The organism is Streptomyces sp. NPDC058664 (assembly GCF_042716635.1).
Taxonomy (GTDB): Bacteria; Actinomycetota; Actinomycetes; order Streptomycetales; family Streptomycetaceae; genus Streptomyces.
Window position 1 is genome coordinate 1 of the sequence record NZ_JBHXRW010000090.1, and the last position, 20012, is coordinate 20012.

Genomic DNA, 20012 nt, shown 5'->3' on the forward strand with positions numbered 1-20012 from the left:
TACCCACCCCTACCCCCAAAACCCTAAAACATTCTCGGGGGGGGGTTTGTTTTTTGTATAAACCCCCCCCCCCCGGCCCCGGCCCCCGCCCCCGGCCCGGGCGCCGCCCCCGCTCTCCTTTCTCCGTTCTCCGTACCGTCCGCGGCTCAGGCCGCCTCGGGCATGCCCGCCGTCTCCGCCCGGTTCTCTCCGTGCTTGTCGCGGAGCGGCCGCCGTGCCGTGCTGCTCGGCTCCGACACCACTCCGTTGCGCTGGCGCCACACCTGACGGGTGATCCAGACGTCGAGGACACTCCAGGTGGCCACGACGGTGAAGACCACCGCGCTGACGGTCACGGGGAACGCCAGCCAGGAGCCCGCCACGGAGCAGAAGAACGCCACCACCGCCTGGATGAGCGTCACCGATGTGATCATCACGGCTCGTACGGCCGCGGTACGCACCGGATCGGGCATCCTGCGTCGGCCCCGTTCCTCGTCCACCCACAACTGCCGCGCCGACCGCGCCTCGTATTCCATTGTCCTGTCACTCCCCACCACTGAACGACTTCAGGGTCGGCTGCCCGTCTTGAGCGCCTTTACACGGACAGAGCCCTCCCCGTACTTATTGACGCACGAGAGAGGGAAAAGGTTTCGTCCGCCCCGGGTGAACATGACCGGGACAGCGCCGGAACGCCCAGTTCCAGCCATCTCCGCAGGCCGGGGAAATGGCACGCCATCAGGTGTCCTGCGCCACAGTGGCCGATCTCAACTCCTGGAATAACGGGACATCTCATGATCAACACTCACTCGACAGGCTGAAAATAGCCCGGACATGCCTTCGGAATGGCCGTGATGCAGTAGTAGGCTCACGCCGCCGTTTGTTGAAACTCAAGGTTGACGCCGTGTGTTGACGCGGGACGTCACGAACGTGAAGGACCTCCGTGGCCACGGAGGCCGAGCTGGGGGAGGCCATGCGCTTTCGCGGGAAGTCCATCCGCCGGAAGATCGTGGCGTTGCTGCTCGTACCGCTCGTCTCCCTCACCGGACTGTGGGGATTCGCCACGGTCCTCACCGGCCGCGAGGCCGACCAGCTCCTCGACGTCGGCTACATCGTCGACAAGGTCGGCTACCCCCTGGAGGACACCGCCCGGGTCATCCAGCTCGAACGCCGCCAATCACTCATCTACCTCGCCGACCCCCGGGGATCCGACTCGCTCGACTCCCTGCGCGAGACCCGCCTGGCCACCGACCGCCAGCTCGCCCGCATCCGTGCGAACGCCGCCGACCCCGGCGTACGCGAGGAGATGCGGCCCGTCACCGCCCAGCGGCTCACCTCCCTCCTCCAGGCGCTCGACGGCCTCGCCTCGCTGCGCCGGTCCGTGGAGAAACGTGACATCGGCCGCATGCAGGCCCTCGACTTCTACAACCGGCTCGTCGACCCCTGCTACAGCTTCCTCATCACCCTCCACGCCCTCGAGAACGTGGAGATGGACAAGCAGGGCCGCGCCCTCGTCGGCATCACCCGCGCGCGTGAGCTGCTCTCCCGCGAGGACGCCCTCGTCCTCTCCGCGCTCGTCGCGGACCGCGTCACCGCCCGTGAGATCCGCGAGATATCCGACCTCGTCGCCAACCGCGAGCAGTTCTACGAGGTCAACCTCGAACTCCTGCCCGCCGCCGAGCGCGTCCGCTTCGAGAAGTACTGGCGCAGCCCCGACACCCAGTCGCTGCGCACCGCCGAGAACGCCATCATCGAGCAGGGCCCCACCGACAGCCCCCGCGCCGTCACCCCCGCCTACTGGCAGGACCACGCGGGCCCCGTTCTCGACGACCTGGCCCGTGAGAACACCGCCGCCGGCGACCGCTACCAGGACCGGGTCCAGCCCGCCGCGTACAGCGTCCTCCTCAAGGTGGGCGTCGCCGGCGTCCTCGGCTTCCTCGCCCTGCTCGCCTCGATCGTCATCTCCGTCCGCGTCGGCCGCGAGCTCGTCCGCGACCTGCGCCGCCTCCAGAAGGAGGCCCAGGAGGTCTCCGGCGTCCGCCTGCCCAGCGTGATGCGCAGGCTCGCCGCGGGCGAACAGGTCGACGTCGGCACCGAGGTCCCCCACCTGGCCTACGGAGAGGACGAGGTCGGCCAGGTCGGCCAGGCCCTCAACACCCTTCAGCGCGCCGCCGTCGAAGCCGCGGTCAAGCAGGCGGAACTGCGGCGAGGCGTCTCCGAGGTGTTCGTCAACCTCGCCCGCCGCAACCAGGTCCTGCTCCACCGTCAGCTCACCCTCCTCGACACCATGGAACGGCGCACCGAGGACACCGACGAGCTGGCCGACCTCTTCCGGCTCGATCACCTCACGACCCGCATGCGGCGCCACGCCGAAGGCCTCGTCATCCTCTCCGGCGCCGCGCCCTCCCGGCAGTGGCGCAAGCCCGTCCAGCTCATGGACGTGGTCCGCGCCGCCGTCGCCGAGGTCGAGGACTACGAGCGGATCGAGGTACGCCGACTGCCCCGCCTCGGCGTGGGCGGCCCCGCCGTCGCGGACCTCACCCACCTCATCGCCGAACTCCTCGAGAACGCCACGGTGTTCTCGCCCCCGCACACCGCCGTCCAGGTGCTCGGCGAGCGGGTCGCCAACGGCTTCACCCTGGAGATCCACGACCGCGGCCTCGGCATGAACCCCGACGCCCTGCTCGACGCCAACCTCCGGCTCGCCGAGACCCCCGAGTTCGAGCTCTCGGACACCGACCGCCTCGGCCTCTTCGTGGTCAGCCGGCTGGCCCAGCGCCAGAACGTCCGCGTCTCCCTCCAGACCTCCCCGTACGGGGGGACCACCGCGGTCGTCTTCATCCCGGCCGCGCTGCTCACCGACGCGCCCGAGACCCAAGGCGCCGGCTTCCGCCTGGACCGCAAGACCCTGGAGCGCACCGCCCCGGCCGAGGACGCGACGGCCGACGGCGGTACGCGGCCCGGCCGGCGTCCCGCGCTCGCCCGGGTCCCGGACGTGGCCCCGGGACCCGGGCCGCTCGACGGCCCCGTCGAACTCGAGGGCCCCGTCGGCGGCGAGGACTTCGACGCCCTCCTCGACCGCTCCGCCGACCTCCTCGACACCGAGAGCGAGCGCGGCGGCCTGTTCCTGCCCCGGAGCAGGCGCCGCGCCGGGCTCGCACCCGCCGGCGAGCAGCACCAGCAGGCCACGGACCGGACGGACGGCCACGGCGAGGGCGAGGGCGAGAGCGTGGGCGGGACGGCGGCCGACGGGGGAGCACTCGGTCCCGTACCGCTGCCGCGCCGCCGTACCCCGACGCTCATCGTGGACCACGGCCGCCGCGTCGACGACACGGACCGCGCGCACCCCCTCGGGGCCCGCGCGGACTCCGTCACGGACGCGTCCTCCGACCGGTCCCACGCACCCGCCGACCGTGCTCGCGAGGTTCCCGACCGCGCGCGGGCGTTCCCCGCCAGGGACCACCGCCTTCCCGACCGGGACCAGTCGCTCACCGGCCGGGCGCACCCCGTCCCTGGCCGGACCACCGGGCACCCGGGCGACCCGGGCCACCTCGCCCACGGCGCCGACCCCGACGACCTGCCGGGACCCCCGAGGGGAACCGGCCGCACCCTCGTCCCGGTGCCTCCGGAAGGCTCCGTGCCCCCGGCGGGTCCCGTACCCCCGGAGGGCCCCGAGCCGTTCGGCGGACTGCCCCGCCGCGTCCGCCAGGCCAGCCTCGCGCCGCAGCTGCGCGCGAGCGACGGCCCGGCCGACCGGGCCACCGGCGGGCGCGCCGACGCCCGTACGAGCGGCGGCCGGGCGCCCGCGGACCCCGACTCCTTCGAGCGCGACGCCGATGAGGTACGCGCGCGCATGGCCGCCATGCAGCGCGGCTGGCAGCGCGGACGACGGCACAACGCCGACCCTGACGACCCGACAGCACGAGGAACGACACCCGAGGGGGACGGTCGATGACCGCACCGAACGCCGCAGCACCCAGCACCACCTCCGGCCACGGCCACGGAAACGGCGAGCTGAACTGGCTCCTCGACGAGCTCGTCCAGCGCGTCGGCTCCATCCGGAAGGCCCTGGTGCTCTCCAGCGACGGCCTCGCCACCGGCGCCTCCCAGGACCTCACCCGCGAGGACGGCGAGCACCTGGCCGCCGTGGCCTCCGGCTTCCACAGCCTGGCCAAGGGCGTCGGCCGCCACTTCGAAGCGGGCAAGGTCCGCCAGACGGTCGTCGAACTGGAGGACGCCTTCCTCTTCGTCACGGCCGCCGGCGACGGCAGCTGCCTGGCCGTCCTCGCGGACGCCGACTCCGACGTGGGCCAGGTCGCCTACGAGATGACCCTGATGGTGAAGCGGGTCGGGGTCCACCTCGCGACCGCCCCCCGGACCGGCCAGCCCTCGGGAGGGTGAGCGGGACGGCATGAGTGACGCAGCCGAGCGGAACCAGCTGAACCAGAACCCGACCCCGGGCCCCCACCACTGGTTCGACGACGAGGCCGGACCGGTGGTTCGTCCGTACGCGATGACCCGCGGCCGGACGAGCGCCGCCACCCGCCACCGGCTCGACCTGATCGCGGTCGTCGTTCCCGAGCCCGCCGCCGACGACCCCGGCCGGGACCAGACGCTCTCCCCCGAACACGTGGAGATCGTCGAGCGCTGCTCCGAGCAGCCCCAGTCGATCGCCGAGCTCGCCGCCGGACTCGACCTCCCCGTCGGGGTGGTCCGGGTTCTCGTCGGTGACCTCGTCGAGGACGAACTCGTCCACGTGACCCGCCCCGTTCCGCCGGCCGAGCTGCCGGACGTGAACATTCTCCGCGAGGTGATCAATGGCCTTCGGGCGCTCTAGCCGCAAGAAGCCCTTCGTCGAGCCGACGACCCTGAAGATCCTGGTCGCGGGCGGCTTCGGGGTCGGCAAGACGACCCTGGTGGGCGCGGTCAGCGAGATCCGGCCCCTGCGGACGGAGGAGGTCCTCAGCGAGGCGGGGCGGCCCGTCGACGACCTGCACGGCGTGGAGGCCAAGACGACCACCACGGTCGCCATGGACTTCGGCCGGATCACCCTCCGCGAGGACCTCGTCCTGTACTTGTTCGGCACCCCGGGCCAGGACCGCTTCTGGTTCCTGTGGGACGAGCTGGCGCAGGGCGCGCTCGGCGCGGTCGTCCTCGCGGACACCCGCCGCCTGGAGGACAGCTTCGCGGCGATCGACTACTTCGAGCGGCGCGGCATCCCCTTCACGGTCGCCGTCAACTGCTTCGAGGGTGCCCAGCGCTTCCCCGCCGAGAGCGTACGCGGGGCGCTCGACCTGGATCCCGAGGTCGAGCTCCTGATGTGCGACGCCCGGGACCGCGAGTCCGTGAAGAACGTCCTCGTGGCCGTCGTCCAGCACGCCCTCGTCCTGGCGGACAGGACCCCCGCGACGGTCGCCCCCTGAGCGCGGGCCCGTCCACTCACGGACGGGCCCCGGCTCACCGCCGCCGACCCGTGCGAGCGGGCCTTCAGGAGACCGCCATCACCGCCGACCCGTGCGAGCGGGCCTTCAGCGGACCACCACCACCGCCGACCCGTGCCCGAACAGGCCCTGGTTCGCGGTGATGCCGACCCGCGCCCCGGCCACCTGCCGGTCGCCGGCCGTACCCCGCAGCTGCCAGGTCAGCTCGCAGACCTGCGCGATCGCCTGGGCGGGCACCGCCTCCCCGAAGGAGGCGAGGCCGCCGCTGGTGTTGACCGGCAGGCGTCCGCCGAGCGCCGTGGCCCCGTCCCGGAGCAGCGTGGCCCCCTCGCCCGCCGGGCACAGGCCGATGTCCTCGTACCACTCGAGTTCCAGGGCGGTGGACAGGTCGTACACCTCCGCGAGGGACAGGTCCTCGGGCCCGACCCCCGCCTCCTCGTACGCGGCGCGGGCGATGGACGCACGGAAGGCGCCCGGGGCGGGGGCGACGACCGCCGCCGAGTCCGTCGCGATGTCGGGGAGGTCGAGCGCCGTCCTGGGGTACGTGGGGGAGACCGTCGACACGGCCCGGACCCGTACCGGGTCGGCGTGCCCGTGGCGGCGCGCGAAGTCCATGCCGGACAGGACGAGCGCGGCGCCCCCGTCCGAGGTGGCGCAGATGTCGAGGAGCCGCAGCGGATCGGCGACGACGGCGGAGGCCGCGACCGCCTCGGCGGTGACCCGGCTCCGGTAGCGGGCCAGCGGGTTGAGCGCACCGGCCGCGGCGTTCTTCACCTTCACCTGGGCGAAGTCCTCGGGCGTGTCGCCGTACAGGGCCATCCTGCGGCGTGCGTACAGCGCGAAGTACGCGGGGTTGGTGGCCCCGAGCACCCGGAACCGCAGCCAGTCCGGATCGGAGGGGCGCTCGCCGCCCACCGGGGCGAGGAACCCCTTGGGCGTCGAGTCCGCGCCGACGACGAGGACGACGTCCGCGAGGCCGGCCAGGATCTGGGCGCGCGCGGTCCCGATGGCCTGGGCGCCCGATGCGCAGGCGGCGTAGACGCTGGTGACCCGCGCGCCCTGCCACCCGAGGGCCTGCGCGAAGGTCGCCCCCGCCACGTACCCCGGATAGCCGCACCGCATGGTGTCGGCGCCGACGATCGACCCGATGTCCCCCCACTCCAGCCCGGCGTCGAAGAGCGCGGCGCGGGCGGCGGCCGCCCCGTACGAGACGAAGCTCCGCCCCCACTTCCCCCAGGGGTGCATTCCGGCCCCGAGGACGGCGATGTCGTTCACGACCGCTCCTCCCGCTCGTGCCGCGCGACGGCCGGCCCGGCCCGCTCCGACCGCCGGGCAGGCGTCTCCGGTCGCGCGACGGGCCGCCAGTTCCAGGTGGTCCAGATGTGCCGGTCGTCCTCGTTCAGGACCCCGGGCACCACCTCGACCTCCGCCCCGACGGCCAGATCGGCCGTCGTGACCCCGGGCGCGGCCTGCCCGAGGACGACCATCGCCTCGGCCGCCAGCTCGACGGCGACGAGGGTGTACGGCTCCCAGGGCGTGTCCGGGTCGGAGACGTACGGGGCGGGCGGCCGGTACCGGCCGTCGGTGTACGACCAGACCCGGCCGCGCGGGGAGAGCGGCACCTCGGCGAGCGTGCCGCCGCCCGGACAGCCGGGGTTCCGGCACCAGTCGTCCTCGCGCGGGAAGAAGACCGACGCGCAGACCGTGCACCGGGTGCCGAGCAGCCGGAACTCCGCCTCCGGCACGGTGTCGTCGGTGAACCACCCGGCCACCACCGGTCTGCGCGTCCGTGCCATCGAGGCCTCCCGTACACCGGTCACCACGTACCTGACGAAGCATCAGAAGTCTGCCACGGGAGGCCGGTACCGAGAAGGGCTCAATGCCCGGCCACCGACCTCCGCGCCACCGGGAAGTCGAAGAACGTGCTCGGGAACGGCTCCGGCTTGAAGGTGAAGTGCCACCACTCCTCCGGCAGGTTCACGAACCCCTGCTCGGCGAGCGCCGTCCTGAGCAGCTGTCGGTTGGCACGCTGCGCGCCCTGGACCCGCGGGTCGTCGGTGTGCGAGAGCGTGTCGAAGCAGTCGTACCCGGTCCCCATGTCGACGGAGTTGTCGGGGAAGCGCTCCGCGCGCGGCGCGTAGCACTCCACCAGCTCCTCGCCCGGCACGTACGCGCGCGTGGGCGCCGCAGGCAGCCGCACGATCGTCAGATCCACCGTCGAACCCCGGCTGTGACCCGACTTCTCCGCGATGTAACCGTCCGCGAACAGCCTTGACTTGTCGACGAACGGATAGAACTCCTTCTTCATCCGCTCGTCCGCCAGGTCCTTCGCCCAGCGCACGAAGTGGTCGACGGCCCGCTGCGGTCGGTAGCAGTCGTACACCTTCAGCGTGTATCCCCGGGCGAGCAGCCGTACCTGGGCCCGGTGCAGGGCCTCGGCGGCCGGCCGGGTCAGGATGCACAGCGGCTGCCGGTAGCCGTCCACCGGTTCCCCCACGAAGTTGTGCGCCGTCGTGTAGCGCATCTCCTGAAGGATCGTCCGGTCGACGGCGTCGAGGGCCACGAACTCCCGTGGCGCCTTCGGCTCCGGCGCGGCCGACGCCGGGGGAGCGGGGGCGGCGACAGCGCCCGTGACGGCGAGCAGCCCGGCCGCGGCCGTGACGGCGAGAATACGGAAAGCGGAAGCAAGTCCTGTCATGCGCACCGTCTATCAGTTCCGGCAGCGCCGGGAAAGGGTGATCGCATACGGTCGGGCCGTGAAGGACTCCCCAAGCTCCCACTGCTCCGGCTGCGGCGCCGCCCACCCGGCCGACGCCGGCTGGCCCCGCACCTGCCCGGCCTGCGGCCGCACCGCCTACCGCAACCCGTTGCCCGTCGCCGTCGCCCTGCTCCCCGTCACGGGCGGAGCGGGCGGAGCGCGAACGGGCCTCGTCGTCATCACCCGCACCATCGAGCCCGCGCGCGGCGGGGTCGCCCTGCCCGGCGGCTTCATCGACCACGGTGAGGACTGGCGCGCCGCCGTCGCCCGCGAACTGCGCGAGGAGACCGGCATCCCGGCCTCCGCGGAGGAGGTCCGCCTCGCCGACGCGATGAGCTCCCCGGCCGGCCACCTCCTCCTCTTCGGCCTCCTGCCGCCCCGCCCGGCCCGCGAACTCCCGCCCTCGGCCCCGACGGGCGAGACGAGCGGCCACCACGTGCTCACGGCACCGGGAGAACTGGCCTTCCCACTCCATACGCAGGCGGTACGAAACTGGTTCGGCGGCGCCTACGGGTGACCGGCAACGGATACTGGATCCAATCTCCAATCTCCGGTATCCGGTATCCGGTATCCGACCTCCGGTATCCAATCTCCAGTATTCGGCTGCTGGACAGGGGATCCGCCCCACCGGATCCACCCCTCTCACAGCCCCCGTACCCGCACCCGCGACCCCGCCTCCTCCACCCCGTCGTCCGTCACCCGCTCCACCACCACCCGGCCGTCCACGAGCCGCGACTGGTACCGCTCGATCTCGGCCGGCTCCCAGCCGTCCCCCGAGCCCCGTACGACGAGCCCGCCGCCCGTCCGCCCCGCGGCGGGCGCCCACACCTCCAGGGCCAGGCCGTCCTCCCCGTCCCGCACGGGCAGCACCGCCCCCGCCCGCGCCAGGACCGGGATCCGGGAGAGCGGAGCGTCGAGGAGCACCTGCCCGGGCCCTTCGTACGCCTGCCCCGTCGCCGTGTCGTACCAGCGTCCGCGCGGCAGCCGCACCGCACGCCGGTCGGCGCCCCTGGTCAGGACCGGCGCCACGAGGAGCGCGTCGCCGAGCAGGAACGCGTCCTCGCAGTCGCGCAGCACCCGGTCCTCGGGCGTCCCCCACCACAGCGGGCGTACGTACGGGGCCCCCGTCATCCGGGCGAGCCGCGCCAGGGTCGTGAAGTACGGCCGCAGCCGCTCCCGCTCGGCCAGTGCCACGCGCGCGTGCTCCAGGACCTCCGGACCGAACTCCCACGGCTCGCGCCGCCCCGCGCCGATCGCCGCGTGCGTACGGAACAGCGGCAGCCACGCCCCCAACTGGTACCAGCGCAGGAACAGCTCCGGCGTAGGGCTGCCGTCGAACCCGCCCACGTCGGGCCCCGAGTACGGCACCCCGCACAGGCCGAGCCCCAGGACCAGGGCGAGCGAGGCCCGCAGCCCCGGCCACCCCGTCGACACGTCGCCCGACCAGGTGCCCCCGTACCGCTGCATGCCCGCCCAGCCCGAGCGCGAGAAGAGGAAGGGCCGCTCGTCGGGCCGCAGCCGGCGCAGCCCCTCGTATCCGGCCCGTGCCATCGCGAGGCCGTACACGTTGTGGGCCTCGCGGTGATCGCCGCCCCGGCCCTCCAGGGCGTGCCGAGCCGAGCGCGGCAGCGTCATGTCACCGAAGGGGGAGAAGGACACCGGCTCGTTCATGTCGTGCCAGAACCCGGCGAAACCCTGCCGGAGCCGCTCCTCGTACAGGTCGCCCCACCACTCCCGTACGGCGGGATCGGTGAAGTCCGGATAGGCGCACTCGCCCGGCCAGACCTCCCCGCGGACCTCTCCGCCCCGGGCGTCCCGGACGAAGGCCTCCGCCGCCCGCCCGCTGTCGTAGACGGCGTCACCCGGTTCGGCCTTCACCGCCGGGTCCACGATCGACACGAGCCGTACGCCCTGCTCCCGCAGCTCCGCCGCGAGCCCCGGCAGATCGGGGAATCGCTCCCGGTCGACCGTGAACACCCGGTGCCCGTCGTAGTGGTCGATGTCCAGGTGCACGGCGGACAGCGGCAGACCCCGCTCCCGGTACCCGGCCACGACCCGGCGCACCTCCCGCGCGCTGCCGAACCCCCAGCGCGCGTGCTGCGGTCCGAGCGCCCAGTCCGGCGGCAGCGCGGGAGCCCCCGTCAGCGCGGCCCAGCCGTGGAGCACGCGCGCGGGGGTGCCGACGACCACCCAGCAGCGCAGCGGTCCGCCACCCATCCGGACCTCGCTCGTTCCCGGCCGGTCGTGTCCCGACCCCGCTCCTTCCTCGCCCTCCGCCAGGGTGACCAGGCCGTCCCAGGAGTTGTCGTGGAAGGCGAGGTGGGTCCCGGCGTCCGAGACGACGAACTGCACGGGCATGGTGAGGTAGAGCGGATCGTCCCCGGGGCCGAAACTCCCCTTGGGGTCGGTGTTCCACAGCCGGTACGAGCCGTCCCGCAGCCGCGGCCCGGCAGACCGGCCGCCGAGTCCGAAGAACCGCGCGTCCGCCGGCACCTCGCTCCGCTGCACCCAGCGCGCCACGCCGGTCGCCACCGACGCGCCACGCCCGTCCACGCCGGTCCCCGGGGCCGCGGAAGATCCCTTCGCCGAGTCCGCGGCCGTCTCCGTGACCGCCATGGCACCCGGCCCCCCGACCGCCCTCCCACTCGCCACCGGCAGCCCGCCGGCCACCGGCTCCCACCAGCGGGGCGGCAGATCCCGCCGCAGCATCACCCCGCCCGGCGTCCGGATCTCCACCGCCCCGTGCCGGGAGACCGCCACCGTCACCCGCTCCGAGACGACACGCCAGCCGCCGTCGGTGTCCGGTTCCAGGGAGGCCCGCGGATCCGGCTCCGGTGCCTCGCCGGCCAAGGCGTACGAGGGAAGCGGCCCGGCCCCGTCCCACCCCCAGAACACGGTGCCGCCCGACGAGACGCAGATCCGCAGCGAGGACCGCGCGAAACGGATGGTCCCCCCGCCGGGCGCGGGCTCCGCCGCGATCGCGAGCCCCGGCACCCGGGCTCGCTCCGGCCCCCTGGGCGACAGCCCCCAGGCGTCCGTACGGCGCTGCCGCCACGCAGCCCGCACCGCCCGCAACCCCTGCACCGAACCGAACACCTTGATCGAACGCACCAGTTCACGACCGTCCATGGTGATCACCCTGCCACCCACCAGGGGCGATACGAGCTTCGTTCAACTGCCGTTCACCCGTGGTGGGAGCACATATTCACCTGCCCGACCATGGGCGGGCGGCCCTGGTGCGAATGACGATCACATGGCATCGTCCTGTCAGCCGCGTCACGCGCACACCCCAGCACGTGCGCGGGACACACGCCGACCCCGCGTACAGCCAGGGAGCCACCCCAATGACATCAGCGCAGACCGAGCCGCTCTGGCAGCCGGACGAGGAACGCATCGCCACGGCCGCCGTCACCCGCTTCCAGAGCTGGGCGGCCGAACACCACGGCGCCCCGGCCGAGGGCGGATACCCGGCGCTCCACCGCTGGTCGGTCGACGAGCTCGAAGCCTTCTGGAAGGCGGTCGTCGAGTGGTTCGACATCCGCTTCTCCACCCCGTACGAGCGGGTCCTCGGCGACCGGTCGATGCCCGGCGCCGACTGGTTCCCCGGGGCGACCCTGAACTACGCCGAGCACGCCCTGCGCGCCGCCGACGAGCGCCCCCAGGACACGGCCCTGCTCCATGTGGACGAGACACATGAGCCGACGCCGGTCACCTGGGCCGAGCTCCGCCGCCAGGTCGGCTCCCTCGCCGCCGAGCTCCGCGCCCTCGGGGTACGGCCCGGCGACCGGATCAGCGGCTACCTGCCCAACGTCCCGCAGTCCGTCGTGGCCCTCCTCGCCACCGCGGCCGTCGGCGGCGTCTGGACCTCCTGCGCGCCCGACTTCGGCGCCCGCAGCGTCCTCGACCGCTTCCAGCAGGTCGAGCCGGTGGTCCTCTTCACCGTCGACGGCTACCGCTACGGCGGCAAGGAGCACGACCGCCGCGACACCGTCGCCGAACTCCGCGCCGAGCTGCCCACCCTCCGCGCGGTCGTCCACGTCCCGCTGCTCGGCACCCCGGCACCCGAGGGCACGATCGCCTGGGCAGACCTCGTCGCCGCCGACGTCGAGCCGGTCTACGAGCGGGTCCCGTTCTCGCACCCGCTGTGGGTCCTGTACTCCTCCGGCACGACCGGCCTGCCGAAGGCGATCGTCCAGTCCCAGGGCGGCATCCTCGTCGAGCACGTCAAGCAGCTGGGCCTGCACTGCGACCTCGGGCCCGAGGACGTGTTCTTCTGGTACACCTCCACCGGCTGGATGATGTGGAACTTCCTCGTCTCCGGTCTGCTCACCGGTACGACCGTCGTCCTGTACGACGGCAGTCCCGGCTACCCGGACACCGCCGCCCAGTGGCGCGTCGCGGAACGCACCCGCGCCACCCTGTACGGCACCTCCGCCGCGTACGTCATGGCCTGCGCCAAGGCGGACGTGCACCCCGGCCGTGACTTCGACCTCTCGGCCGTGAAGTGCGTCGCCACCACCGGCTCCCCGCTGCCTCCCGACGGCTTCCGCTGGCTCCACGACGAGGTCCGCGAGAACCTGTGGATCGCCTCCGTCAGCGGCGGCACCGACGTGTGCTCCTGCTTCGCGGGCGCCGTCCCCACCCTGCCGGTCCACATCGGCGAGCTCCAGGCGGCGGGCCTCGGCACCGACCTCCAGGCCTGGGACCCCTCCGGCAAGCCCGTCATCGGCGAGGTCGGCGAACTCGTCGTGACCAACCCCATGCCGTCCATGCCGATCCACTTCTGGAACGACCTCGACGGCAGCCGCTACCGCGACAGCTACTTCGAGATGTTCCCGGGCGTCTGGCGGCACGGAGACTGGATCACGATCACCGACCACGGCTCGGTCGTCATCCACGGCCGCTCCGACTCCACCCTGAACCGCCAGGGCGTGCGGATGGGGAGCGCCGATATCTATGAGGCCGTGGAACGCCTCCCGGAGATCCGCGAATCCCTCGTCATCGGCCTGGAGGAGCCGGACGGCGGTTACTGGATGCCGCTCTTCGTCCACCTCGTGGAGGGCGCCACCCTGGACGACGAGCTGATCGCCCGTATCAAGCGGACGATCCGCAGCGAGCTCTCGCCGCGTCACGTTCCCGACGAGATCATCGAGGTGCCGGGCGTCCCGCACACCCTCACCGGCAAGCGCATCGAGGTCCCGGTCAAGCGCCTCCTCCAGGGCACCCCGCTGGCCAAGGCCGTGAACGCCGGCTCGGTCGACGACCTCGGGCTCCTCCACTTCTACGAGACCCTGGCCGCCAACCGCCGCGGCTAGGCAGGCAGGCGGACACACACACGACCAGGGCCCCCGTTCCGACCGGACCGGGGGCCCTCGTGCCGCCCCGGCACCGCGAGCGTGCCCGTGACCCCGGAGCGAGGCCGCGGAACGCCGGCCACTCCGGCCCCGGGTCAACCGTCCACGCCGATCGCCCCACATCAACCGTCCCGCGTCAACCCCCGTACGTCGCCTGCGCGTCCCCCAGCACCTCCGCGAAGTCCGCCGCCAACCGCGCCGCGTCGCCGGGCGCGAGGGTCGCCGTCGTGATCCGCACCGCCGGGGGCGCCCCGATCCGGAACCGCGCCCCGGAGGCCACCCACCAGCCCTGCGTCCGCAACCCGTTGACCACCGCCGACTCGTCCCGCACCGGCACCCACACGTTGAGCCCGCTCGCCCCGACCGCCCGGATCCCGTACACCCCGAGCGCGCCGATCAGCGCCGCTCGCCGCTCGGTGTACGCCGCCTCGCCCCGGGCCACGAGCTCGCGCACCCGGCCGTCGCCGAACAGACCGGCCACCGTCTCCTGGAGCACGTGACTGACCCAGCCCGAGGTCATCAGCATCCGCCCGTCGTGCCGCGCCAGCGTCACCGCGTCGCACGCGACCCCGGCCCACCGCAGGTCGATCCCGAGATGCTTCGACACGGTCCGCACCTGTGCCCACCGGTCGAGCCCCGCCGCCGCGAGCGTGTACGCAGCGGCTCCACCGACCTCCGCGTTGTGGTCGTCCTCGACGACGAGCACCTCAGGGAACTCCCTTAGCACGGCCACGAGTTCGTCCCGCCGCGACCGGGTGAAGAACGCCCCGGTCGGACACTGCCCCCGCGGGCTGCACACCACGGCGCGCACCCCGCCCCGCAGCGCCGTCCGCAGCGCTTCCGGTACGAGTCCCTCGCCGTCCACGGCCACCGGGACCATCCGGAGCCCCAACGCCGGTACCAGATCGAGGAGATGGTGAAACCCGGGATCCTCCACGGCCACCGCGTCGCCGGGCCGCAGCTCCGTGGAGAGGAGCCGTGCGATGCAGTCGAGGGCCCCGTGCGCGAACGTCACGTGCCGCGCGGGCACCCCGTCCCGCTCGAACCACGCCCGGGTCACCTCCTCCAGCGCCGGGAGCCGGGGCGCGGCGCGATGGGACCCGTACACCGGGGTGACCGCCGACGGCGGACGCAGTACGGGAAGGAAGGCCGGGTCGGGATGGCCGCCGGCCAGGTCCACGAGGCCGTCCGGCACCCGTGGCGGGCGCCGCGAGGCCACCGACGGAACCTCCGCCACGACGGTCCCGCCGCGTCCCCGCGTGACGATCAGCCCCCGCTGCCGCAACTCCTTGTACGCCGTCGCGACCGTCCCCGGACTCACCCCCAGCGCGTCCGCCAGCCGCCGCACGGGCGGCAGGGCGTCCCCCGGGGCGAGTCCGCCCTCGGTCACGCCCTGCTCCACGGACGCGGCAATCCCCTTGGCCGTCGCCCCTACGATCGCATATTGTGCTGCCACGTAATCAATTATGTATCAATACAAAAGAGTTGGCAAGGGGGATCCATGAGCCGCTCCACCCGCTCCACCCGCACAGCCTTCAAGGACCGCATCCCCGGAGGCCCCGACGGCCGCCGCATGCTCCTCGTCGGCTTCATCGACAAGTGCGGCACCGGACTCTGGTCCACGGCCATGGCCCTCTACTTCACCTACGTCACCGGCCTCGGGCTCGGCCAGGTCGGCCTCCTCGTCGCCGTCTCCGGCGCCGCCGGCATCGCGGGCGCCCCCCTCGGCGGCCTCCTCGCCGACCGCTTCCCCCTCGTCCGCGTCATCATCTGCGCCCAACTGCTGCGCGCCACGGCCCTCCTCGCCCTTCTCACCACCGACGACTACCCGCTGCTCGTCCTCTTCTCGGCGGCGGGTGCCCTGCCCGACCGCGCCACCAACGTCCTCACCAAGCTCTACGCCGCCCGGATCGCCGGCCCCGACCGCATCCGCTACCAGGCCATCAACCGCACCACCTCCAACCTCGGCTGGACCCTCGGCGGTCTCGGCGCCGCGGCCGCGCTCGCCGTCGGCACGACCACCGCCTTCCACCTCCTGCTCGTCGCGAACGCCCTCTCCTACCTCGTCATGGCGGCCCTCACCCTCCGCTGCGCCGAACCCCCCGCCCCCACCGCCTCCAGGATCGCCGCCGCGTCCACCGACCCGGCCCCCACCACCAAGCCCTCCAGTCCCTGGCGCGACCGCGGCTTCCTCGCCTTCACCGCGGGGGAATCGGTCTTCTTCCTCCACGACTCGATCCTCCAGGTCGCCCTGCCGCTCTGGATCGTCCACGCCACCGACGCCCCCGTCGGCCTCGCCCCGCTCCTGATGGTCGCCAACAGCGCACTCGTCGTGATCTTCCAGGTGCCGCTCTCCCGCTTCGGGTCCTCCACCGAAGCGGCCCGACGCCTCCTCGCCCCCCTCGCGGGCCTCTTCGTCGTCGGTACGCTCGCCCTCACCGTCTCCGCCCTCGGCGGCCGCACCCTCTCCATCGCCGCCCTGATCACCGCGGCCGTCGCCCTCACCTTCGCCGAGATGATCCACACCATCGCGTCCTGGGAGATCTCGGTCGCCCTGGCCCCCGACGACGCCCAGGGCGCCTACCTCGGAGTCCACGGCCTCGCCCAGTCCACCCAGCGCTGCGTCGGACCCCTGCTCATGACCGGCCTGGTCGCCGCCGGCCCCTTCGGCTGGCCCGTCCTCGGCGCCGTCCTCGTCGCCACCAGCGCCGCCCAGAGCCGCCTCGTCCGCCGACGCCTCACCGAATCGTCACTGTCAGTGTCGAAGGTTACGGTGAGTGAGCACTGATCGGACCGCAATTAGGGGGAGACATGACACGGACCGACACCACCCGAGCAACCCTCCGACGCGCCCTGCGCCGCGAAGTCCCCAGCACCGTCGGCCTCCTCGCCGACGAGCACGACTTCACGGCCATGCGCCGGTACCGCACCTTCGTCTTCGACGACCACACCACCTACCTACGGCAGGTCGAGGCCCTCCTGAGGACCCTCGCCACCCAGGGCGGCCACACCACCGTCACCCTCTTCGACCCCGAGGAGTACGCGGCCTACTGCGCCGAGACCGCCATCGACCCCGACCACCCCACCAGCCGCAGCCGCTTCACCGCCCACCTCGCCGCCACCGGCGCCCAGGTCACCTACACCGGCCAGCCCCTCAGCACCCTCCTCCCCGAGCTCGTCGACACCGCCGTCCGCCACGCCACCTGGGAGTACGCCACCACCGTCCTCGCCACCACGGGCGACTGCGCCACCTGCGGCAAGGACATCGGCAAGGCGGCCTTCGAGCGCGCCGCCCGACTCCTCACCCGGCTCCTCGACGCGGCCGGACCCGGCACCCACCACCTCGTCTGCAGCGTCCGGACCGCCGACGACCAGCTCCTCGCCGTCCTCCACGCCCAAGGCACCGCACGCCCCGCCATCGTCGACGACACCGCGGCCGCCGAGTTCACCGCGGTCCTCGCCGCCGGCATCGCCCTCGGCTCACCCGGCGGAGTCGTCCTGCGCACCAGCAATCCCGGGGACCGCGACCGGCTCCACGGCTGGCGCCTCACCGGCGACGGTCTCATCCCCCTCACCGAGGCGGAGGTCTTCGCCGCCTACTGCACCGACGCCCGCACCGGAGAACCCCTCTCCCCAGAACCGGGCGTCGACCACCTCGCCGGCTTCCCCCTCGCCCCCGACCCCGACGACGACTGGACCACCCACCACTGACCCGCTCACGCCGAAGGGGCTCCCCGTCACCTCGGTGACGGAAAGCCCCTTCGTCCGACAGACCGGGATCACTCCCCGGACAGCACCGCCTGAGCGGCCACGCGCGCCTCGTGCGCCGTGTCCGCCGCCCGCGCCGCGGCCGCGGCCCGCTCGCACTGCGCCAGCGTGTACGTGGCCAGCGTCGCCCGCACATACGGAATCGACGCGGCACCCATGGAGAGGGAGGTGACACCGAGACCCGTCAGCACACACGCGAGCAGCGGATCCGAAGCGGCCTCGCCACAGACACCACAGCTCTTGCCCTCGGCCTTGGCCGCCTCGGCGGACATCGCCACCAGGTCGAGCAGCGCCGGCTGCCACGGGTCCTGGAGCCGCGACACCGCACCGACCTGACGGTCGGCCGCGAAGGTGTACTGCGCCAGGTCGTTGGTGCCCAGCGACAGGAACTCGACCTCCTGGAGGATCGAGCGCGCCCGCAGCGCGGCCGACGGGATCTCGACCATCGCACCGAACTTCGCCCGCAGCCCCGCCTCACGGCACGCGTCGGCGAACGCCTTCGCGTCCGTACGGTCGGCCACCATCGGAGCCATGACCTCGAGGTACACGGGCAGCCCCTCGGCCGCCTTCGCCAGCGCGGTCAGCTGCGTCCGCAGCACCTCCGGGTGATCGAGGAGCGACCGCAGACCCCGCACACCGAGAGCCGGGTTCGGCTCGTCCGCCGGCGTCAGGAAGTCCAGCGGCTTGTCGGCACCCGCGTCCAGCACCCGCACGACAACCCGGCCCTCGGGAAATGCCTCGAGCACCTTCCGATAGGCCTCGACCTGCTTCTCCTCGGACGGAGCCTTCTCACTGTCGTCCAGGAAGAGGAACTCCGTACGGAAGAGACCGACACCCTCGGCCCCGGCCTCCACCGCGGCCGGCACGTCCGCCGGACCACCGACGTTCGCGAGCAGCGGCACCTTGTGCCCGTCCGAGGTCGCGCCAGGACCGCTGGACGTGGCCAGCGCGGCCTTGCGATCGGCGGCGGCCTTCGTCAGCTCCGCCTTCTTCTCCTCGCTCGGGTCCACGAAGAGCTCACCGGTCGAACCGTCGACCGCGATCATCGTGCCCTCGGCGATCTCACCGGCGCCCGGCAGCGCCACGATGGCCGGCACCCCCAGTGCCCGCGCCAGAATCGCGCTGTGGCTGGTCGGCCCGCCCTCCTCCGTCACGAACCCGAGCACGAGCGTCGGGTCGAGCAGTGCCGTGTCGGCCGGCGCCAGGTCCCGCGCGATCAGCACGTACGGCTCGTCGCTGTCCGGCACACCGGGCATCGGCACACCGAGCAGCCGCGCCACGATCCGGTTCCGCACGTCGTCGAGGTCGGCGACCCGCCCGGCCATGTACTCACCGGCTCCGGCGAGCAGCTCGCGGTAGTGCGAGAAGGCGTCGTAGATACCGCGCTCGGCCGTGCTGCCCACGGCGATCCTGCGGTCCACATCGGCGATGAGCTCGGGGTCCTGGGCGATCATCGCCTGGGCCTCCAGCACGTGCTGCGCCTCGCCGCCGGCCAGGTTCCCGCGCGCAATCAGGTCGGCGGCGACAGCTTCGACGGCCTGACGGGCGCGCCCCTGTTCGCGCTCCGCCTCGTCCGCCGGAATCTGCTTGGCCGGCGGCTCGAGAACCGCCGTGCCCATGTGCCGGACCTCGCCGATCGCCACACCGTGGCTGACGCCGACGCCTCGCAGCGTTGTCTCCATCTCACCCGTCTCCGATAGAGCGGCGGCACCCGCCACCGCGTTGAATGTCGAACTCGCGGTCGTCACGGGGACGAACCGGCTCAGCGCCAGCCGAAGAGCTCGTCGCCGGCCTTCACGTCACCGTCGTCGACGACGTCGGAGAGCGAGTCCGCGGTGGCTTCCAGGGCCACGACGGGACAGATGGGGGACTTGCCGGCGGCCTCGACGTCAGAAGGGTTCCAGCGCACGACGGCCTGTCCGCGCGTCACGGTGTCACCCTTGCTGACGAGCAGCTCGAAGCCCTGCCCGTTGAGCTGAACGGTGTCGATGCCGAGATGGGTCAGCACACCGTGACCCTCGCCGTCGACGACGACGAAGGCGTGCGGGTGCATGGAGACGACGACCCCGTCGATCGGGGAGACGGCCTCCGAGGGCTCACGTACGGGATCGATGGCGGTACCGGGACCGACCATCGCACCGGAGAAGACCGGGTCGGGAACTGCGGCAAGACCGATGGCGCGTCCAGCAAGCGGCGACGTCACGGTTGTCATGGGAAGCCTCCCAGGGGCGGAGATTGTGTGGCGCCGTCACTGCCTGTCCTGGACGGCGTACTGTTCTGAAGCGTAAGTCATGAGAAGTCCTAGTTCCGCACGAGACGTACCAGTTGGGCGGAGCTAGGGACTACCGGAAACGATTTGCCTCGACTGACGGTGGGATGTACTGTCGTACTCCTGCTTGACCCCAACGCGGCCTTGAGTCGCGGGTCGGCAGCACCTATCAAGCCAGATCCTAACCCCAGTGGTCTACACCTCTGCATGCTCGCAGGGATGTGGTCGGGGGGACCGAGAAAGCCTGGTAGTGTTTGACCCCGCCGGGAACGGAAAAGCGAAAGCGAATTCCAATCCCAGCAACCCGCTCCAGCGGGTGGCAGAAACGGAAATCGAGTCTGCTAAACTGGAAACACGAAGTACCGGAGGGAAAAGCCCGGAGGAAAGCCCGTGAGGGTGAGTACGAAGGAAGCGTCCGTTCCTTGAGAACTCAACAGCGTGCCAAA

General features: G+C 72.6%; 16 protein-coding genes. 8 read left to right on the forward strand and 8 right to left on the reverse strand.

What is annotated here, in order from left to right:
• Positions 1 to 146: 146 nt before the first annotated feature.
• Positions 147 to 515, reverse strand: coding sequence for a hypothetical protein (locus tag ACFWUY_RS38045; RefSeq protein ID WP_384120873.1), 369 nt, complete (start codon positions 513 to 515; stop codon positions 147 to 149).
• A gap of 404 nt (positions 516 to 919) precedes the next feature.
• Here ACFWUY_RS38045 and ACFWUY_RS38050 point away from each other — a divergent pair, with 404 nt between their 5' ends.
• Genes ACFWUY_RS38050 through ACFWUY_RS38065 form a run of 4 tightly spaced genes read left to right on the forward strand, consistent with a single transcriptional unit; the run spans position 920 to position 5399 of the window.
• Positions 920 to 3931, forward strand: a complete 3012-nt coding sequence (locus ACFWUY_RS38050) for a nitrate- and nitrite sensing domain-containing protein (protein WP_384120875.1) — start codon at positions 920 to 922, stop codon at positions 3929 to 3931.
• Positions 3928 to 4377: a roadblock/LC7 domain-containing protein gene (locus tag ACFWUY_RS38055; protein ID WP_384120877.1), complete on the forward strand. Its 450-nt coding sequence runs from the start codon at positions 3928 to 3930 to the stop codon at positions 4375 to 4377. The genes ACFWUY_RS38050 and ACFWUY_RS38055 overlap by 4 nt, the downstream gene beginning before the upstream one ends.
• Before the next feature lie 10 nt (positions 4378 to 4387).
• Positions 4388 to 4813: a DUF742 domain-containing protein gene (locus ACFWUY_RS38060; protein ID WP_384120880.1), complete on the forward strand. Its 426-nt coding sequence runs from the start codon at positions 4388 to 4390 to the stop codon at positions 4811 to 4813.
• Positions 4794 to 5399, forward strand: coding sequence for an ATP/GTP-binding protein (locus ACFWUY_RS38065; RefSeq protein ID WP_384120883.1), 606 nt, complete (start codon positions 4794 to 4796; stop codon positions 5397 to 5399). Before ACFWUY_RS38060 ends, ACFWUY_RS38065 begins: the two co-directional genes overlap by 20 nt.
• A gap of 105 nt (positions 5400 to 5504) precedes the next feature.
• Here ACFWUY_RS38065 and ACFWUY_RS38070 read toward each other — a convergent pair whose 3' ends face one another.
• The 3 genes from ACFWUY_RS38070 to ACFWUY_RS38080 all read right to left on the reverse strand — a co-directional run bounded on the left by ACFWUY_RS38070 (position 5505) and on the right by ACFWUY_RS38080 (position 8115).
• The gene (locus ACFWUY_RS38070; protein ID WP_384120911.1) at positions 5505 to 6662 is read right to left on the reverse strand and encodes a lipid-transfer protein; all 1158 of its coding nucleotides are present in this window, start codon (positions 6660 to 6662) and stop codon (positions 5505 to 5507) included.
• Between the two features lie 26 nt (positions 6663 to 6688).
• Positions 6689 to 7213, reverse strand: coding sequence for a Zn-ribbon domain-containing OB-fold protein (locus ACFWUY_RS38075; RefSeq protein WP_384120887.1), 525 nt, complete (start codon positions 7211 to 7213; stop codon positions 6689 to 6691).
• Between the two features lie 80 nt (positions 7214 to 7293).
• Positions 7294 to 8115 (reverse strand): M15 family metallopeptidase, encoded by an 822-nt coding sequence (locus tag ACFWUY_RS38080; protein WP_384120889.1) that lies wholly within the window; start codon positions 8113 to 8115, stop codon positions 7294 to 7296.
• On the opposite strand from ACFWUY_RS38080, the gene ACFWUY_RS38085 reads away from it, so the two are divergent.
• Positions 8114 to 8692, forward strand: a complete 579-nt coding sequence (locus ACFWUY_RS38085; protein ID WP_384120893.1) for an NUDIX domain-containing protein — start codon at positions 8114 to 8116, stop codon at positions 8690 to 8692. The two genes, ACFWUY_RS38080 and ACFWUY_RS38085, sit on opposite strands and share 2 nt — an antisense overlap.
• A gap of 125 nt (positions 8693 to 8817) precedes the next feature.
• On the opposite strand, the gene ACFWUY_RS38090 is transcribed toward ACFWUY_RS38085, so the two are convergent.
• The gene (locus tag ACFWUY_RS38090) at positions 8818 to 11304 is read right to left on the reverse strand and encodes a glycoside hydrolase family 31 protein (protein ID WP_384120896.1); all 2487 of its coding nucleotides are present in this window, start codon (positions 11302 to 11304) and stop codon (positions 8818 to 8820) included.
• A 215-nt stretch (positions 11305 to 11519) separates the two neighbouring features.
• On the opposite strand from ACFWUY_RS38090, the gene ACFWUY_RS38095 reads away from it, so the two are divergent.
• Complete coding sequence (locus ACFWUY_RS38095) at positions 11520 to 13490, forward strand: acetoacetate--CoA ligase (RefSeq protein WP_384120898.1); 1971 nt, start codon at positions 11520 to 11522, stop codon at positions 13488 to 13490.
• Between the two features lie 175 nt (positions 13491 to 13665).
• Here ACFWUY_RS38095 and ACFWUY_RS38100 read toward each other — a convergent pair whose 3' ends face one another.
• A complete protein-coding gene (locus tag ACFWUY_RS38100) occupies positions 13666 to 14985 on the reverse strand; it encodes an aminotransferase class I/II-fold pyridoxal phosphate-dependent enzyme (RefSeq protein WP_384120899.1) in 1320 nt (439 codons plus the stop codon).
• A gap of 45 nt (positions 14986 to 15030) precedes the next feature.
• Between ACFWUY_RS38100 and ACFWUY_RS38105 the strand changes: the two genes are divergently transcribed.
• Together ACFWUY_RS38105 and ACFWUY_RS38110 are read left to right on the forward strand one after the other, a co-directional pair.
• Positions 15031 to 16317 carry an MFS transporter gene (locus ACFWUY_RS38105; protein ID WP_384120903.1) on the forward strand — a complete coding sequence of 429 codons (1287 nt, stop codon included), beginning with the start codon at positions 15031 to 15033 and terminating at the stop codon, positions 16315 to 16317.
• A 23-nt stretch (positions 16318 to 16340) separates the two neighbouring features.
• Positions 16341 to 17240: a hypothetical protein gene (locus ACFWUY_RS38110; protein ID WP_384120905.1), complete on the forward strand. Its 900-nt coding sequence runs from the start codon at positions 16341 to 16343 to the stop codon at positions 17238 to 17240.
• 68 nt (positions 17241 to 17308) lie between these two features.
• Here ACFWUY_RS38110 and ptsP read toward each other — a convergent pair whose 3' ends face one another.
• Positions 17309 to 18979, reverse strand: a complete 1671-nt coding sequence (gene ptsP, locus ACFWUY_RS38115) for a phosphoenolpyruvate--protein phosphotransferase (protein WP_384120907.1) — start codon at positions 18977 to 18979, stop codon at positions 17309 to 17311.
• Between the two features lie 80 nt (positions 18980 to 19059).
• Positions 19060 to 19509: a PTS glucose transporter subunit IIA gene (locus ACFWUY_RS38120; protein ID WP_384120909.1), complete on the reverse strand. Its 450-nt coding sequence runs from the start codon at positions 19507 to 19509 to the stop codon at positions 19060 to 19062.
• Positions 19510 to 20012: the final 503 nt, after the last annotated feature.